Genomic DNA, 16,959 nt, shown 5'->3' with positions numbered 1-16,959 from the left:
AAAATGAATTTAGATCATTTATATCCATATGGGTTTAGGTCAACATTGTTTGATCGCTTATTACCTGAGCATGAAGATTATTTAAGGGGATTGTCGATTCAACAATTACGAGAGTCGGTAGCTCGTGATTTGGAGGATCTACTCAATACCAGAATTGCGCAGTTTGATACGGATATGGATGAATTTCCTCTCGCAAAGAAATCTATTTTGCAGTTTGGGATCATTGACTTCGTCGGGCTTTCAACCGCAAATCCATTGGATCGCGATAAAATTTGTCAGTCGATTGAGCGGTCGATTGCAGCCCATGAACCAAGGTTGAGGCAGATTAAAGTCGAAATGTTATTAGATGGGCATAACATGGGGGCATTGTGTTTAAGTATTCAAGCTTACTTAAATATACATCCTTTATATGAGCCGGTTTTTTTTGATGCGTTATTAAAACCGACAACACAACAATATGTTATTTCTGCAAGAGCTTAGCGTGAGAGAACTGTGATAGAACAACTTTTACCGTATTATGAAAAACAATTACAAGAGTTCGGTCAACAATCTAGAGAGTTTGCGCAGAAGTATCCAAAGATTGCTCAACGATTATCACTGAACCAAGAACAAATTGATGATCCTCATATTGAGCGGTTAATTCAGGCTTTTTCATTAATTTCGGCGCGGATTGATAAAAAATTAGCAGATAGCTATGACGTATTTACTTATTCGTTATTTGAGGTGATGTTTCCTCAATATCTGCGTCATTTCCCAGCTTGCTCTGTGGTGAGCTTCGAAGATATTAATAAAATTAAACAGCTAACATCCCCTCATCTTATTCCTCAAAAAACCGCATTAAGATCACGTAGTTTTAAAGGGGTGCAATGCGAATTTAATACCACCAATGACGTTCGGCTCTTACCCATTGCTTTAACTGAGTTGGATTTTCAGACTTCACCAAGCACCCATATGCATTTGAATCAGAATGCAACCTTAAGTTTGAAGTTTGAAGTGTTTAATGATGCTCAGCATTGCGTACTTGAAGAAAAACTACCGATATATTTAGATGCAATTTCAAATTTTCCACTGCAAGTTCTAGACAGTATTTTTCGCAAAGAAACGGCTTTTTCAGTGCGTGTTGGATCGCGTATTGTGGAGATTCCCAATCCCTTTATGGTGATGGGTTTTACTGAACAAGAAAGTTTACTCCCTGTTGATCAGCATACACATCATGCTTATCGTTTATTGATGGAATATTTTTGTTTTCCTGAAAAATTTAATTATTTGAATCTCGATTTAAGTCAGTTGAAAGGTATATTGCAACAACAGCCGAGTTTTGAAATTTTGATTCATCTTAAATTGAATCTGAATGATCAGGCAGTGGTACGTAATTATTCAGAATTGAATATCGCAAATTTCAAATTGTTTACCACACCAGCGATTAACTTGTTCGAAAAACAGGCTGAACCACAAAAGATCGCCCATACTCAACTGCAATATCCACTTGTGACAGATGCACATCATCCTGAGCTATATCAGGTGTATTCAGTGGTTGAAATGAATATGGTGCGAGAAAAAACCAATCAGGAACAAAGCTATCTGCCGGTGCTCCCTTTCTTCGCGATGAGTCATTACCATAACGATCATGTGCAGTTTTTTTATGCATTAAATTATATTCCATCTTCCAATAAAACGATGCAAATGGGATATTCAATTGTTTCCAAGCATTTAAAGCCTTATGAAATAAAATCAGATTTTATTAGCACCAAGTTGTTGTGTTCAAATGGTGATCTACCGCATGAGGCTTTGGGCCAGAGTAATAATATCTTAAATCTCAATGATAGCAGCTTGGCTCGACGTGCTTTGATTCTCAAACGTCCAACGTCTCCTTTTGAGTTTGATAAAAATAAAAATGAACAGTGGCGGATTATTTCACATTTATCATTGAACACTTTGGCCTTGATGAAAGGCGATGCACTCAGTCATGTCAAAGAATTGTTGGCTTTATATAATTTGCCGCATTCAAAAGAAAATATTTTATTGATTGATGCATTGAAAACATTGAATTTTTCAACGACCAATAAACTGGTGAATGCGAAACCATTTCCGATGTTTATAAGGGGCGTGAAAGTAGAGTTAGGGGTGAATCGTAGCGTATTTAGAGGGCATAGTTTATATATTTTTAGTCAGCTACTGAGCCATATTTTTAATCTTAAAGTCCAGATCAATAGTTTTGTCGATGTGGTTGTTAAAGACAGTCTTAACCAACAGGAGATATACCAATGCGTTCAGAACGTTGGTGGCAAGACGCTTCTGTAGTTGATCAGCTCTTTAATAAGGCGGGTACTTTTGAGTTTATCCAGTCAGCTCGGCTATTACGGCATGTGCCGCACTCAGCTGTCTCTCGAAATTGGTCAGAAGATTTTAAGTTTGAAACATCGTTCAGCTTAAGCTTTCCTGCGACGGAAATTGAAGAGCTGCGCTATCAAGACGAACGTATTTATTTGACTAATCTTGTTGTGGGCTTAACGGGTACGCAAGGTGCACTACCTTATACCTATACCAATAAATTAAAACAAAGTTCCAGACAGCAACGACTCGAAGCCAAAGAATTTTTGGGATTGTTCAATCATACGTTGACTGCGAAATATGTGGATGCAAGCCTGACTTACAATTTACCGATACGCTATGAAATCGAACAGGATAATCACTATCTCGATATTCTCCATGCTTTAAATGGTTATATTAGTTCTCAGCATGAGCAGCAGGATTTAGAAGAATATTTTGCGGAGTTCTCTGGCTTGATGCAAGGGCAGAACAATACCGCGCATGCCTTGAAAACTGTATTGACTTGTATGTTTAATGAGCAGGTACATATTCAGGAGTTTGTGAAAGAACAATTCCAGTTGGGTGAAGAACAGAAGACCAGTTTAGGTGGAAAAAATCCAAGTTTGTTGGGCGTGAATACTTTTTGTGGCGATACGGTACAACAAATTGATGGAAAGATTGAAATACAAATTGGCCCATTAAAACGTGAACAATATTTGGCTTTTTTACCAGAACAGCCATTAAATAAAAAATTGAAGCATTTGATCCAAACTTGGTGTAGTCCAACTTTGTTTATCGATGTTCGATTGATCTTGGATAAAAATGAAATTAGCCCCATCGGTTTGAATTCCACTCATGAAATTGGATTAGGGCAAGGGGCATTTTTAATGCCATCCACACAAGTACAACATAACCTTGAAACGCGTTATGCACTGTTAGGGGCGGCATAATGATTAAGAAGATTATTGCAATATTTATCAGTTGTTTCATCTTGGTTGGATTGATCGTTATTTATTTTTGGCGTGATACACAATTCCAGCCAGAGTCCAATGATCTGATTCGCTACTTTGTATTATTACCTCTGTTTATTACAGCAGTGCTGATTTCACCATGGTTGATTTATCAGGCTTATCAAAAGTATAAAGATAAAAAACAACAGGCCTTAGCCAATGAGCAAGGTCAAAATGTGGATGCTATTGAGCCACAACCAGTTCAAAAAAGTACATGGTTAGAGCTGAACATTTATGCTTCAGGAACATACAGTGCGTTAGGTGAAAATGATTCGACGCTTGAAGGCATCAAAATGCTAGCAGGTCCTCTGTTGGATCGTAATTTATCGGGTTCGCACGGATTGCCAGTTTTGTCTTATCGTATTGAGGCACTGGATCAATTGCTCAGTGAAGAGAGCACTGAGAATATGCAATTTGCAACGATGCGACAACAGCGAATCATGTTGCTTATTCATCATCAGATTCAACAGCATAATGAACTTTTGAGTACGATTTCAGATCATTTAAAACATTCGAGTTTGTTTTATGAAAGTCAGAATTTGCATGAATATCGTATGCATCCTGCTTGGATTGATCCCACTGCGTCGAGTGATGAAGAAACTGAATTAAAACAGATTGAACAGGTCTATCGTTTAGATAAGCTTAACTTGCATATTCTGCTGTCTGAGGATGTGATTCACACTTGGAATGATCAAAGTAGCCATCAAAGTCTTCAAGCCATTTTCTATGATTTAGGGATCATCCCTCAAAAGTTTCATATTGAATATCATTTCATCAGTCGATCATCTGTAGATCAGCATGTGATGGAGTTATTTGACCGAATCCAAAAGCAACCACACGAAATTACATTGATCATTGCCGCTGATTCTGAGCTTGATCAAGATATTATTGATGAAAAGAGCTGGGGCAAAAGTGCATATACGCCTGCTGAATTTGTGAGCAGTTATTGTGTTGCATCCCCAGCGGTTGAGATAGAACAGTTACAACCTTTAAAAACATTAAAGCTTGTATCAAATCAAAATAATTTAAAGCAAATTTTTGATGAGCTAGATATTCATGATTTACCACAATATGAGGATGAGGCGCCTTTTGTCTTGGTGGTTGAAGATGGTTCTGATGTCAAGGTTGTCAAAAAACTAGAGCAGTTTTTTGCACAAAGTCCTGTTGAACCACATCACTATCTTTATTGCCAACCGATGGCTGGGCACACTCAAAACGTCGCAAAAGTTTTTGGATTGATGTTAGGGGCACAGCTTCCAGATCCACAGGTTGCTTTTGTGTATAGCCAAGATTTAAAAGCATTTATTCAAACTTTTTCTGATCAGGAAAGAGTCGCAATTGCTGATTGATTAACTTTTTAAGAATTCGAGAACTCAATGTACATCATTTTAGGTTATCTGTGGCAGTACATCACCAATCCTAAAGCAATTATTGCCTTGTCTTTATTTGTGGCACTTATTTCTTCCTATTCGGTTATTCCGCGTCATATTTTTTGGGCTTTGGCTGCAACCTATGTACTGGGCTTAATCATCTATGGCATTTATTGGTTAATCCAAAGAAAACGCCATGCTGCGCAGGGTGAGGAATTGGCCAATGCGATTGAGCAAGAAAGTAGTGCTGAACATGGTCAACAAAAAGATAAGGCTGAATTACAGTTAATCCATCAGCAGATGAAAGAATCGATTCAGCTGATTCGTAAATCAAAATTAGGCGACAAAAAAGGCAATGCTGCGTTATATGAGTTACCTTGGTATATGGTGATTGGTAATCCAGCAGCAGGAAAGAGTTCTGCTATTTATAATTCAGGGTTAAAGTTTCCTTTTGAAGAAACACATCAAAGAATGGTCTCTGCTGGTTTGAGTGGGACACGTAATTGTGATTGGTTTTTCTCTACTGAAGGGATTCTACTGGATACAGCGGGACGTTATTCGGTTTATTCAGAAGATCATTCTGAATGGTTAGGCTTCCTCAATATTTTAAAGAAAAACCGTTCAAAAGCGCCTGTGAATGGCTTGATTGTGATTGTGAGTATTGCTGAGTTAGTCAGCCAGAGTCCTGAAAGTTCATTGAAACTGGCCAAAAACTTACGTGCGCGTATTCAAGATTTGACTGAAAAACTGGAAGTTGTGGTTCCTGTCTATTTGATTTTTTCTAAAATGGATTTGATTGCTGGGTTTACTGAGTTTTTTGATTGTTATGAATCGCAAGAATACAATCAAGCTTGGGGAGCGACTTTACCTTATGAGCAGAATTCCTCACAAAATGCTGTCGAATTGTTTGATAAACATTACACCTTGCTTTATGACGGTTTGAAAAGCGTGAGTACGACGCATCTGAGTCGTCGTCATTCACAAAATATCTCGCCAAGTGTCATGACATTCCCATTGGAATTCAAAACATTAAAGCCAGCACTTAAGAGCTTTATTGGTACTTTATTTGAAGATAATCCATATCAGTTCCAACCGGTATTTCGTGGTTTCTATTTCACCAGTGCTTTGCAGGAAGGTGTTATTGAAAGCCCGATGACAGAGAACATTGCGCAAGAGTTTCAGCTTGAGCATGTCCAAAATGGTACAGAAGACGGTATCACACCATCTGTTGCGCCAAATCATGGTTATTTTTTACAGGGATTGTTCTCGAATGTCATTTTGCGAGATAAGGATTTAGTTAAACAGCACATTAACCCAGCTAAAAAACGTCAACGTTATATTGCATTTATCGGGGCATTGGTGGGTGTTTCACTGATATTGGGAGTATGGGTCTGGTCATATCGTAATAATCAACAATTGATTAGCGATGTACAGGCAGATTTAGATAAAGTTGTGCATTTAGAAAAGACATCTGGAGGACAACTCTCCACTCAACTTGAATCTTTGTTGATATTACAAGAGCGTCTACAACAACTGGATGAGTTCGCTAGCAATCGCCCGCTCAAATTTAGTTTTGGCTTATATCAAGGCAATCAATTGCGTGAAAGTTTAAAAGCTGAATACTTGAAAGGGATCAAGCAGATTGTGTTGACACCGACACAGCAAAATATCGCGCAATATCTTCAACGTGTTAAAAACAATGAAACAACGTTGAAAGAAAATCATGTCAATGTCGAAATCAAGCAGGTCGCTAAAACGCAGCAGTATTTAGAGCCATCTGATAGTAATCCGCAAGATGCTTATAATGCGCTTAAGGCTTATCTGATGATGAGCAATCCTGAATATATGGACAGCAGTCACCTGAGTGATCAAGTCTCACGTTTCTGGCGTTCTTGGTTAGATAGCAATCGTGGGCAAATGCCACGTGGTGAGATGATTCAAGATGCGGAAAAAATTCTTTCCTATGCAATGACCTTAGCAAATCAAAGTGGTTTTCCTATTTTGGAAACTGATGCACAAGTGGTCGATCAAACTCGTCAAGTATTGTTGTCTGTTGTTCAAGGGATGCCAGCACGTGATCGTGTTTATAATGAAATCAAAATGCGTGCTGCAGTTCGTTTCCCTGCTGTGACCGTTGGTCAAATTGTCGGGGAGCAAAATCGAAGTATTGTATTGGGCAGTTATGCATTGCCAGGTGTTTTCACTCAGAAAGCTTGGGATGAATATGTTGAAAAAGCGATTGATGATGCCGCAAATAAACCAACTGACAGTAAAGATTGGGTATTGAATAGCCGTCAATCGGACGATCTCACTTTCTCTGGTAGCCCAGAGCAGATTCGAAAACAATTGGTCGCATTGTATAAGCAAGAATATGTCGCGGAATGGAAAAAGTTCCTGAATGGTATTCATTATGCAAAAGCGGATCAGTTTAGCCAACAGGTCAAAAATATTGATGTGCTAGGCGAACCACAAAATTCACCAATTCGTGTGTTATTGCAACGTATTGCAATTGAGACCAATTGGGACAATCCAATTGTACAAGCGGAACTGGCGATACCCGAAAAAGGCTTTATTGCGTGGTTCAAACGTAAAGTCTTGAAGAACTCTGATGATCAGCGTGCTATTCAAGCCATGAATAAAGCTCAGGGTGCAATTTCGCAAGAGTACCAAATGTTTTATCAATTGGTCCGTAAACGAGATGATTTACAAGACAAGTCACTTTTTGATGAGTACATGAATAATCTCGCGCAGGTGCGTAGTAAATTTAATGATCTAAAAACGGCTGGTGAAATTGGACCAAGTGCGATGGCATTGGTGAAACAAACCATCACCGATCAAACTTCCGTCTTTAACATTACGCAGAAGTATGTTGATGAGAAAATGATGGTTGGTGTTAAAGAGTCGGATCAGCAAATCGCACAAAAATTATTGATGAATCCTCTGACACAAGCGTTTTCTAGTTTGATTCTACCAACTCAGGATGAGCTCAATAAACTCTGGGGTATACAAGCGTATCAACCGTTCCAGACCAATTTGAGTCAGAAGTATCCATTTAATTCGAGTGTAACTTTACAAGCAACCAGTAATGAGATTGGTCAAATCTTTGGTGAAACTGGCAGTATTTCGCGTTTTGTGAAAGAGGCTTTAGATCCATTTGTCATTCGTCGTGGTTATGTGCTGACTTCTAAAACTTGGAAGGATTTGGGCATCAGTCTGAATCCACAATTTGTGATGGCTTTCCAGCAATATGTTGCGCCTATTAATGGTATGGCGACAGGCAGTTTGGATCAGCCTGCGGCTGCGCCAGCATCTAATCAATCTAACTTCCAGTTTTATCCACTGCAAAACCCACAATTCTTGTCTTATACCATTGATATTGATGGTCAACGGATGGTCTATGAAAATGGGATTCAACAATGGGTGAATTTTGTTTGGCCAAATAAAGGCGCGATTCCTGGTGCTCGCATTACCGCGATTGATCTAGAAGGACAAACACATACCATCTTTGATGAGCCGGGTGAGTATGGAATCAACCGTATGATCGATGCAGCCCAACGTAAAGAGCAAAATGGTAGCTTTGAGATGATTTGGAAGAGTAAGGCAGATCCGTCATTAGCGATCAAAGTGAACTTTAGGTTAATTAGTGGCAATAGCTCAGGCAATATCGGATCAAGTCGTGGCTATGCAGGTTTACAGTTGGTGGATAAAGTGGTGACCGAGAAAGCGGTTCGCGTGGTCTCTGCTCAAACCACACCTACGAATACTCGAGCACCATCACAACCCACTGCTGCACCATTTCAAGGGGGAACACCGTAATGATTAGGATGATCATACAGGACCATATGGAGGGTGTATGCAACCAGTAAAAACCACGCCGTTATATTACGGCAAGACACCTGCTCGTGGAGACTTTATTAAATCCAAAGGGCAATATGCGTTAATTCAAGTGCTTGATCAGTGGATTACAGAAGCACTTGAGCAAGCGATGTTAGTACCTGAATTTAAACAGCGCTACGAAGCTTTGCCTGCCTTAGACTTCTTTATTGCAAATCCTTCGGAATCGATGTTCTTGGTTGCAAATTTGATTGCCAGCCAAGATAGCTCAGGACGAGCATTTCCGATGGTATTGAGTCAATTACTAGAGATTGAACAACCTTATCAAAATCTGTTGCTGGCACCTTATTCTTATAAGTCCGTGTTGGTGGATTTATTTCAACGAAATCGAGTACTACGCAGTATCCGTGATACTGATATTATGTTGGATAAATTAAACAATTTGCCCAATTTAGTTCAGGTTTTTACTGCCGCAGAATGCAATAGTTTTTATGAAAATCATACATTGCATTCCTTTGCTCAATTGATGAAAATCAATGTCTATCAACTGGTACAAAGTATGATTGGCTTGGGGCTTTTGCTCCAGCCCATCTTGAAAAATGGCACCAGTCGTCTAAATAAAGTACTGATCCTTCCGATCAATAATCATATGTATTGCTATGAAATTGCTGCTTTTTGGGTCGGAATGATTGGGCGTTTTTTAGAGAAAAGTAATACAGAAATATTGATTGGGATCTTGCATCGGGAAGAACCTATTTTGTTCATTGGCTTTCAAGGGGCAGATATCATGGCTTTAAGTGATCTGTTTACCCAAAATATGCAGAGTGATCATTGGGTATCACTGATCCAAGCAGAATGGATTGATGCTTATCTTGAGCAGAATGCAGGTCTCGCCACTTTAGAGCAATCATTGTGTCAACGTCAGTTGAGCCTTAACCAAGGTTTAAAGCTATTTCGACAAACTTTTTTAGATGAATAAATATGACAAATAATACGAAATTTATATTGGGTAGATGTGTCATCGGTTTATTGGGTTTAGGATTGAGTTCTTGGGCCATTGCGGCACCGATAGTGGTTGAAGGTGTTGTTCCTAATGAGGCAAGCAAACAGGCGATTTTAGTTAAAATGCAGTCTGTTTATGGCGCAGATCAAGTGGTGGACAAAATCCAAGTACGCTCAGTCGCAGCGCCAAATGGTTGGAGTGATTCAGTTACACGTGTGATTACACCTGATCTTAAGAAAGTTAAGCAGGGGCAATTACGTGTGCAAGGCACACAAATTGAACTGACTGGTAAAATGACGAATCCCAATGATATCGAGCCAACCACAACTAATTTTCAATCTTTGGTTCAACAGCCATATCGTTTTAATGCACAGCTTTCTGTGAACCAAGCTGAACAAAAGATTATTGATGATGCTTTAAAAGATCGAATCATTGAATTTGAATCAGGTAGTTCAATTTTGACAGAGGCGGGCAAACGTATTCTGGATGAAATGGCGATTGCTTTAAATAAAGTCGGTGGTAAGCAGGTCAAAATTATTGGACATACTGATAGCTCTGGTGATGCCAATAAAAATACGCTACTCAGTCAAGAGCGCGCTGTCGCGGTACAAAATTATTTAGTCGCTAAGAATATTGCAACTGATCGTTTAAGTACGGATGGTAAGGGTTCAAGTCAACCGATTGCTGATAATGCCACAGCAGATGGCCGCCGTAAGAATCGTCGAATTGAGTTTGAAGTACTTTAATTTTATCGAAATAAATATGAGAGGGATCTGATCATGGCAACACCTTATATTGTGATTGGTTGTCCGACAACTGGTGGTGGGAAAGTTATTTCTGGGAATAGTAGTTTCTTGATTGAAGGTATCCCGATTGCTTGTGTAGGAGATAAAGCGACTTGTCCTAAGCATCAAACGGTTGCGACGATTATTGCTGGTGATCCCAATATGCAGGTGATGGGTAAAATGGCTGCACGCGTTAATGATCCTTTATCTTGTGGCTGCAAATTGTTGCCGAAACAGAATCTCGTTGTTCAAGATAATGGATCATCCTCAGGTTCTAAGTCTTCAAAATCTAATACTGTAGCTGCTGTAATTGCAGCAGTATCTGATACCTTCAAAAACGAGCAACATAGTATTAGTAATAATTTTTTTGAAGATCGGGATAAGTATGAAAATTATTACATTCAGCAATATAGAACTGATGTATTCATAGGCCACAAAGCCGTGATTCTTGGAGATGAGGGAGTATCTCCTTTGGATGGAGCTGTAAGCTACTTCCTAAACTACAGGGTTGATGGTAAAGCTCTTTTTATAAGTGTTGTGATTAACGCAGCTCCTTTAAGCCACAAAGCAAAGGTTTATCCATTTGGTACAGTAACTGTTTCACGTAAAGGTGAACATATTGCGAAAGTAAAACTTACAGCAGACTCTGGATTTTGGCCTTCGGATAAGAACAAAGCACCAGTTGGGAGTTGTACCATTAAATTACCAGAACCAAACTTACAGCTGGTTGATATAAAGCTTGAGTTGGGATATTACGCTGTAATTTCTGATACTGTAGGTTCAGTTTATCCTATGCCACCTATTAAGAAATATGAGTTTTCTTTAAATTCAGCAGCAAGACGAGTTTAATATTTTATGAATAAATTACTATCAATTTTATTTTTAAGTTTAGTGCTGATCGCTTGTAATAATCAGAATAATGGCATAGGCATTACACAAAGTAAAAACACGCAGAAAGAATCACATAGTGAGGTTTTAAAGCCATTAGTAACGGAATTTAATGCAATAATGCTTAAGCTTCAGACAGAGGATGATATAGCTGCAACACAAAAAAAATTAGAAGTATTACTAAGTAAATTTCCAGATGATAATAATGCTAGCATCCAAGTTCAAAAACTTGAATTAAAGATATTGCTGCAGTTAGGTTATTTGGATGATGCTTATATACTGTCCACAAAAATACTTGAAGTGGATAATTCAGCGAGTATCAAAGAAACGCAATGTCTCATCCTCCGTAAAACTCAAAAGCCATTAAGTCAAATTCAAAACTGTTATGAGAATGCGGCTAAATTATATCAAGCACAGTATGAAATGCTAAATAAAGATGAACCAAATGCGCAATATGCTCTTTGGGGAAGTTATGCAGCAATGTATCAAGCTGGACATAGTGAATACCAGCAAAGACTCAAAGCACTCGTAGATGTACAACAAACAGAAGATAGCAAGCTCACATATCAAAATATGTATGAGAATGTCGTGGATCCAGATGTAATGAAAGGCATTCTAGAAGCAATGCCATATAAACCAAGATAAACATAATATGTACAAGACTAGCTAGTTTTTATTTTTGATGTATCTTTTTCATCCGATATATTTTATAAAACATATCGGAGTTTGGGAGTTAAAGAATGCAATCAAAGATGAAAACAACACATATTGTATGTTCAATTTTAGGGTGTGGCCTATTTTCCAATGCAGATATTTCTGTTGGAAAATATGAGCATTTACTTTAATCAATGATGATACTTAGCCCTGAAGAATTAGAGGTACTCAAGCTGTCATGCAAAGTGGCAGCGACCTGTCTCATTTTTAGTTTGATCCCCGCAATTTTTATCGCATGGATTTTGGCGAGAAAAGAGTTTTGGGGTAAATCCCTGTTTGAGACTTTAGTATTTTTACCTTTAGTTTTACCGCCCGTTGTTCCGGGTTATTTACTGTTACAGCTCTTTGGTAATCGCGGTGTATTGGGACAGTACCTTGCTCCCCTTGGAATTGAGTTCGCCTTTAACTGGAAAGGTGCTGTGCTTGCTTCCGCAGTCATGGGTTTTCCATTATTGGTACAGTCCATTCGGTTGGCGATTGAACTGGTCGATCAACGTCTAGAAATGGCAGCGAAAACTTTGGGGGCTTCTTCATTTGGTGCTTTTCTGCATGTGACTTTGCCACTTGCCAGTAGTGGTATTCTGGTCGGTAGTATTTTATGTTTTTGTCGTAGTTTAGGTGAGTTTGGTGCCACGATTACTTTTGTTGGTAATGTTGCCAGTGAAACTCGAACTTTACCGCTCGCTATGTATAGCTTGATGCAACAGCCAGATACAGAGGCAGCCGTTTGGCGGCTGATTATTCTATCACTGACCGTTGCTTTCTTTGCCTTGTGGTTTGCGCAATGGTTCAATCGTTATCAAAAAAATCAACGAGGACGTTAATGATTGATTGTCATATTCGGGTGCAACAAGGGCAATTTTGTCTTGATCAAGGTTTTCAATCAGATCAGGCTGTGATTGGTTTATTTGGTGCTTCGGGTTCAGGAAAAACCACAATCTTACATAGTATTGCAGGCTTAATTACGCCTCAATCGGGGTGGATTAAAATCCAAGATCAAACATGGTTTGACTCAACTCAGAAAATAAATCTGAGTACGCAACAACGTCGTATAGGCTTGGTTTTTCAGGATGCACAGCTTTTCCCACATAAAACGGTAAAACAGAATTTATTGTTTGGTTTTAATCATATTCGTGCTGAAGAGCGTCAATTCGAGTTGGACTATATTGTTGAATTACTGAAACTTGGTCATCTAATTGAGCGGATGCCCGCTAAGCTTTCAGGTGGTGAAAAACAACGTGTTGCGCTGGGACGAGCGTTATTGTATTCACCGAATTTATTATTGTTAGATGAGCCATTATCGGCTTTAGATGCAGCGCATAAAGCCGAGATCATTCCTTTTTTTCAAAAAGTAAAACAGGATGTAAAAATACCGATACTCTATGTCAGCCATGATAAAGCTGAAATAGAGCAGTTGACAGATGTATTGTGGTATTTGTGAGCTAGATGCCGATATATAAAATCAAGCCACACAATGCAGAGGTGAAAATCACATACAGCACATTCACCTGAAATTTAAATAAGGCAATCAAGGCTGCAATCGTCATCAAGGCCGTTTCATAATTAAAGGGCTGATCAAAGCCATTGGGCCAAAGCACATGATAGCCAAAGAACAGTGCCAGATTTAAAATCACCCCAACCACTGCTGCGGTAATTGCGGTCAGCGGCGCAGTGAATTTAAGTTCATTGTGTGTGGATTCTATTATTGGCGCACCTGCGAGAATAAACACAAATGAAAACAGAAAGGTAAACCATGTGACAATCACAGCACCAATGGCACCTGCCAAAAATAGATGATCTGTGCCGAATAAGGCATGGTTAAATCCACCCAGAAATCCGACAAAAGCCACCACCATGATCAGCGGACCAGGGGTACTCTCTCCCAAGGCTAATCCATCAATCATTTGGGTTGGACTGAGCCATGCATAGTGATCAATCGCGCCTTGATAGACATAAGGTAAAACGGCATACGCGCCACCAAAGGTGAGTAAAGCCGCTTTGGTAAAGAACCAAGCCATTTGGGTGTAAGTGTGTTGCCATCCCAAACTAAGTGTCAATGCGATGATGGGAATACACCATAATAGCCCTGCAATGATTAAAATCTTGGTTAGATGTGTCCAACGAAAAACTGCATGTGCGGGTGGTGGCGTTTCATCATCAATCAATGTCACACCACCATTCTTATGATTACTCTGTGGTGCAGGATGATGTGTAAATAAATGGGGCTGCTTTTTACTCCAAAAATATCCAAGTATTGCTGCACTGAAAATAATCAATGGAAATGAAACATTAAAGAAAAATAAAGCAATAAAAGCAGTTACGGCAATCATCCATAAGAAATAATTCTTGAGCGTTCGGCTCCCTATTTTATAGGTTGCATGGAATACAATTGCAGTCACGGCAGGTTTGATGCCATAGAATAAGCCAGCAATGATTGGCACATCACCAAACTGCACATAAATCCATGAAAGTGCAATCAAGATAAATAAAGAGGGTAGGATAAATAAAATCCCCGCAACTAAACCACCAATAGTCCGATGCATCAGCCAACCAATATAGGTGGCTAATTGCTGTGCTTCAGGTCCAGGTAATAACATGCAATAGTTCAAAGCATGTAAGAATCTCTTTTCAGAGATCCAGCGTTTATTTTCCACCAATTCCTGATACATGACCGCAATTTGACCTGCTGGACCACCAAAACTAATAAATCCCAATTTTAACCAGAATCGAAACGCTTGCCAGAATGGAATCGTTTGATGTGGGGATGATGCATCAGTTTGTTGCATGTAGGATTCTCGGAAAGTTTTTATTGTTATAGCGATAATGATCAGTAAATGGGCTATTTAATTTAGATAGTGTAGTGATTTAATAATTCAAAATGATGAAATACTCAGATTTAGACAGGTATTTCATCACTTTGAATTTTTTCAAATCGTTAGTTCCTTCAAAAAAGCCCAAGGAAATATGCCTTTGTCATGCCCATCACTAAAGCAGATTTGAATACCATAACCTTGAGAATAAATGGCTGAGATTGCAATATCACTTGGATATTGAATTTCTCTTTGACGTAAACGGCTAGAGCGACAAAAACCACAAGGACAATGTGCTCTTAACTGAGCATGGCTAAAGTCCTTGTGCTGACCATCTTGCCAATTTAGTAACAAACGTTGCTGTTCAACATCCACTTTGATTTCAATCGGTTCAAGCTGCATTGAGTTTCTCCTGAATTAATGCCAATCCAATACGAATCGATTTACGTACTTCTGGATCAGGGTCTTCAGCATGTTGCAATAAAATGGCTTGTGCTTGTTCTCCACCAATTTCACCTAAGGCAATCGCCACTTCTTTGCGTAGATTACTGATGTCATGCTGGAAATTTTCTGTAAGTTTATTGACGGCAGCTTTCGATTTAAGCAGACCTAAACTGCGTGCAACGGCAATTCGTACTTGCCAATACACATCATCCAGTTGTTGTAAAAGCGTTTGTTCTAATTCAACCGCTTTAAGCTTGCCAATGGTTAAGGCCGCTTCAACACGGAGTTGCCATTCTTTAGCAAGGAGTGAGCTTTCTAAAGCTGATAATATTTCAGGGTTTAAACTTTGGCTTGCACCTAGGCCACCTGTCGCAATCCGACGGATTTCAGCATCGCTATCATATTGGGCAATCTTTGCCAAAGTGCTTAAGCCTTGCTGTTTTTGCAACCAGCTTAAGGTACTGACCGCTTCTTTACGTACCAAGGCATTGGCGTGTTGAACATGATGCACAATATCATCGAATAAACTTTCAGCACGTAACTCTTTAATGGCACGTAAGATCGAAGCAATGACAAAATCATTTTGATGTTGTAAATAAGGGGCTAAATGATGGGCTGATTCGGCATGTTTAATTTCACTTAAACTTTGTGCAGCAGCCAAACGCACATTCTCATGTTGATCGGTTAATGCCTGTGCCAAAGTATTGAGCGTGATCGCATCTTCCCAGCCTTCTAGGCGTGTTGCAGCCAGCTCTCTGACTTTGGATGCAGGATCATGCAGTAATGCATGATGTAACCAAGCCAATAATTCGGCTTGTTCTTCATCGGCAATATTCATAATGGCGACAAAGCGAATATTTTCATCTTCCTGATTCAGTTGCAATACATAGTCGGCATAATCTTCATCAAGATCAGCGAATGTCGGGTAATTTATAGTCATTTTAAATTTTCCTAAACGGCGACTTTCTGATTCAATCCCAATGGGTTGAGTCGGCTGAGTTCAGCTTGAGTGGCTTGTTTTAATACTTGAATACAGTGTTTTTTAATCTGGGTAAATTCAGGTGAAGTGACCAAGTCAACATGGCGAGGACGAGCAAAATCGAGTTGGATTTCCTCAATAATTCGTCCGGGTCGATGACTCATCATCAAAACGCGATCTGCTAAAAATAAGGCTTCATCAATATCATGGGTAATGAATAGCACCGAGGTTTGAATGCTTTGCCAAATTTCCAGCAATAGTTCCTGCATCTTTAAACGAGTCTGCGCATCCAGTGCACCAAAAGGCTCATCCATCAACAAGACCCGTGGTTGATTGATCAATACTCGTGCAATTTCAACACGTTGCTGCATCCCACCTGACAGTTCAGCAGGGTATTTGTGTTCAAAACCCTTTAAGCCCACCAGCTCAATCATTTTTTCTGCTTGGGCTAAACGTTCAGCTTTGCTCACACCTTTCATTTTCAAACCAAAGCAGACATTTTCCAGTACACTTTTCCACGGAAATAAGGTGTGTTGCTGAAAGACCAGACCACGATCAGAAGATGGTTTTTCAATGGCTTTTTGATCAAGCAACATCGTGCCTGAGCTAATGGGTAAATGGCCTGCCAATGCGCCAAGTAAGGTTGATTTGCCGCATCCCGAAGGGCCAAGTAAACAGACAAATTCACCTGCTTGAATATCAAAAGAAACATGATCTAAAGCCTGAAAGCGTTGTTTTTCCTGACCAAGATGCAGATTAATGTTGTTTAAATGGATATGTCCAAATGCACTATTTTGCGAGAGTCTACTCAT

At 39.3% G+C, this 16,959-nt stretch carries 15 protein-coding genes; 11 read left to right on the top strand and 4 right to left on the bottom strand.

Annotated elements, in window-relative coordinates:
• Nucleotides 1-3 precede the first annotated feature (3 nt).
• From tssE to MMP72_RS06195, 11 genes are all read left to right on the top strand, one after another.
• Entirely contained in the window at nucleotides 4-480 is a 477-nt protein-coding gene (gene tssE, locus MMP72_RS06250; protein ID WP_241315549.1) for a type VI secretion system baseplate subunit TssE, read from the top strand.
• A gap of 12 nt (nucleotides 481-492) precedes the next feature.
• Nucleotides 493-2,301, top strand: a complete 1,809-nt coding sequence (tssF, locus tag MMP72_RS06245; RefSeq protein WP_241315547.1) for a type VI secretion system baseplate subunit TssF — start codon at nucleotides 493-495, stop codon at nucleotides 2,299-2,301.
• Complete coding sequence (tssG, locus tag MMP72_RS06240) at nucleotides 2,265-3,260, top strand: type VI secretion system baseplate subunit TssG (protein ID WP_241315545.1); 996 nt, start codon at nucleotides 2,265-2,267, stop codon at nucleotides 3,258-3,260. Before tssF ends, tssG begins: the two co-directional genes overlap by 37 nt.
• Nucleotides 3,260-4,669 carry a hypothetical protein gene (locus MMP72_RS06235; RefSeq protein WP_241315543.1) on the top strand — a complete coding sequence of 470 codons (1,410 nt, stop codon included), beginning with the start codon at nucleotides 3,260-3,262 and terminating at the stop codon, nucleotides 4,667-4,669. Before tssG ends, MMP72_RS06235 begins: the two co-directional genes overlap by 1 nt.
• A 27-nt stretch (nucleotides 4,670-4,696) precedes the next feature.
• A complete protein-coding gene (gene tssM, locus MMP72_RS06230) occupies nucleotides 4,697-8,506 on the top strand; it encodes a type VI secretion system membrane subunit TssM (protein ID WP_241315541.1) in 3,810 nt (1,269 codons plus the stop codon).
• A gap of 37 nt (nucleotides 8,507-8,543) precedes the next feature.
• Entirely contained in the window at nucleotides 8,544-9,503 is a 960-nt protein-coding gene (gene tagF / locus MMP72_RS06225; RefSeq protein ID WP_241315540.1) for a type VI secretion system-associated protein TagF, read from the top strand.
• A 2-nt stretch (nucleotides 9,504-9,505) separates the two neighbouring features.
• Nucleotides 9,506-10,273: an OmpA family protein gene (locus MMP72_RS06220; RefSeq protein WP_241315539.1), complete on the top strand. Its 768-nt coding sequence runs from the start codon at nucleotides 9,506-9,508 to the stop codon at nucleotides 10,271-10,273.
• Nucleotides 10,274-10,306: 33 nt separating this feature from the next.
• Nucleotides 10,307-11,161: a PAAR domain-containing protein gene (locus MMP72_RS06210; protein ID WP_277606334.1), complete on the top strand. Its 855-nt coding sequence runs from the start codon at nucleotides 10,307-10,309 to the stop codon at nucleotides 11,159-11,161.
• Between the two features lie 6 nt (nucleotides 11,162-11,167).
• Nucleotides 11,168-11,845: a hypothetical protein gene (locus MMP72_RS06205; RefSeq protein ID WP_241315538.1), complete on the top strand. Its 678-nt coding sequence runs from the start codon at nucleotides 11,168-11,170 to the stop codon at nucleotides 11,843-11,845.
• Nucleotides 11,846-12,048: 203 nt separating this feature from the next.
• A complete protein-coding gene (gene modB / locus MMP72_RS06200; RefSeq protein ID WP_241315537.1) occupies nucleotides 12,049-12,738 on the top strand; it encodes a molybdate ABC transporter permease subunit in 690 nt (229 codons plus the stop codon).
• On the top strand, nucleotides 12,738-13,355 hold the full coding sequence (locus MMP72_RS06195; protein WP_241315536.1) for an ATP-binding cassette domain-containing protein: 618 nt from the start codon (nucleotides 12,738-12,740) through the stop codon (nucleotides 13,353-13,355). Before modB ends, MMP72_RS06195 begins: the two co-directional genes overlap by 1 nt.
• Before the next feature lies 1 nt (nucleotide 13,356).
• On the opposite strand, the gene chrA is transcribed toward MMP72_RS06195, so the two are convergent.
• From chrA to MMP72_RS06175, 4 genes are all read right to left on the bottom strand, one after another.
• Entirely contained in the window at nucleotides 13,357-14,700 is a 1,344-nt protein-coding gene (gene chrA / locus MMP72_RS06190) for a chromate efflux transporter (RefSeq protein WP_241315534.1), read from the bottom strand.
• 141 nt (nucleotides 14,701-14,841) lie between these two features.
• Nucleotides 14,842-15,126, bottom strand: a complete 285-nt coding sequence (locus tag MMP72_RS06185; protein ID WP_241315532.1) for a gamma-butyrobetaine hydroxylase-like domain-containing protein — start codon at nucleotides 15,124-15,126, stop codon at nucleotides 14,842-14,844.
• On the bottom strand, nucleotides 15,116-16,108 hold the full coding sequence (locus tag MMP72_RS06180) for a HEAT repeat domain-containing protein (RefSeq protein ID WP_241315530.1): 993 nt from the start codon (nucleotides 16,106-16,108) through the stop codon (nucleotides 15,116-15,118). Before MMP72_RS06180 ends, MMP72_RS06185 begins: the two co-directional genes overlap by 11 nt.
• 11 nt (nucleotides 16,109-16,119) lie before the next feature.
• A complete protein-coding gene (locus tag MMP72_RS06175; RefSeq protein ID WP_241315528.1) occupies nucleotides 16,120-16,959 on the bottom strand; it encodes an ABC transporter ATP-binding protein in 840 nt (279 codons plus the stop codon).

Source organism: Acinetobacter sp. NIPH 2699 (assembly GCF_022549355.1).
Classification (GTDB): Bacteria; Pseudomonadota; Gammaproteobacteria; order Pseudomonadales; family Moraxellaceae; genus Acinetobacter.
The sequence above is the reverse complement of the archived record's forward strand: the minus strand, read 5'-3'. Positions and strand labels throughout refer to the sequence as shown.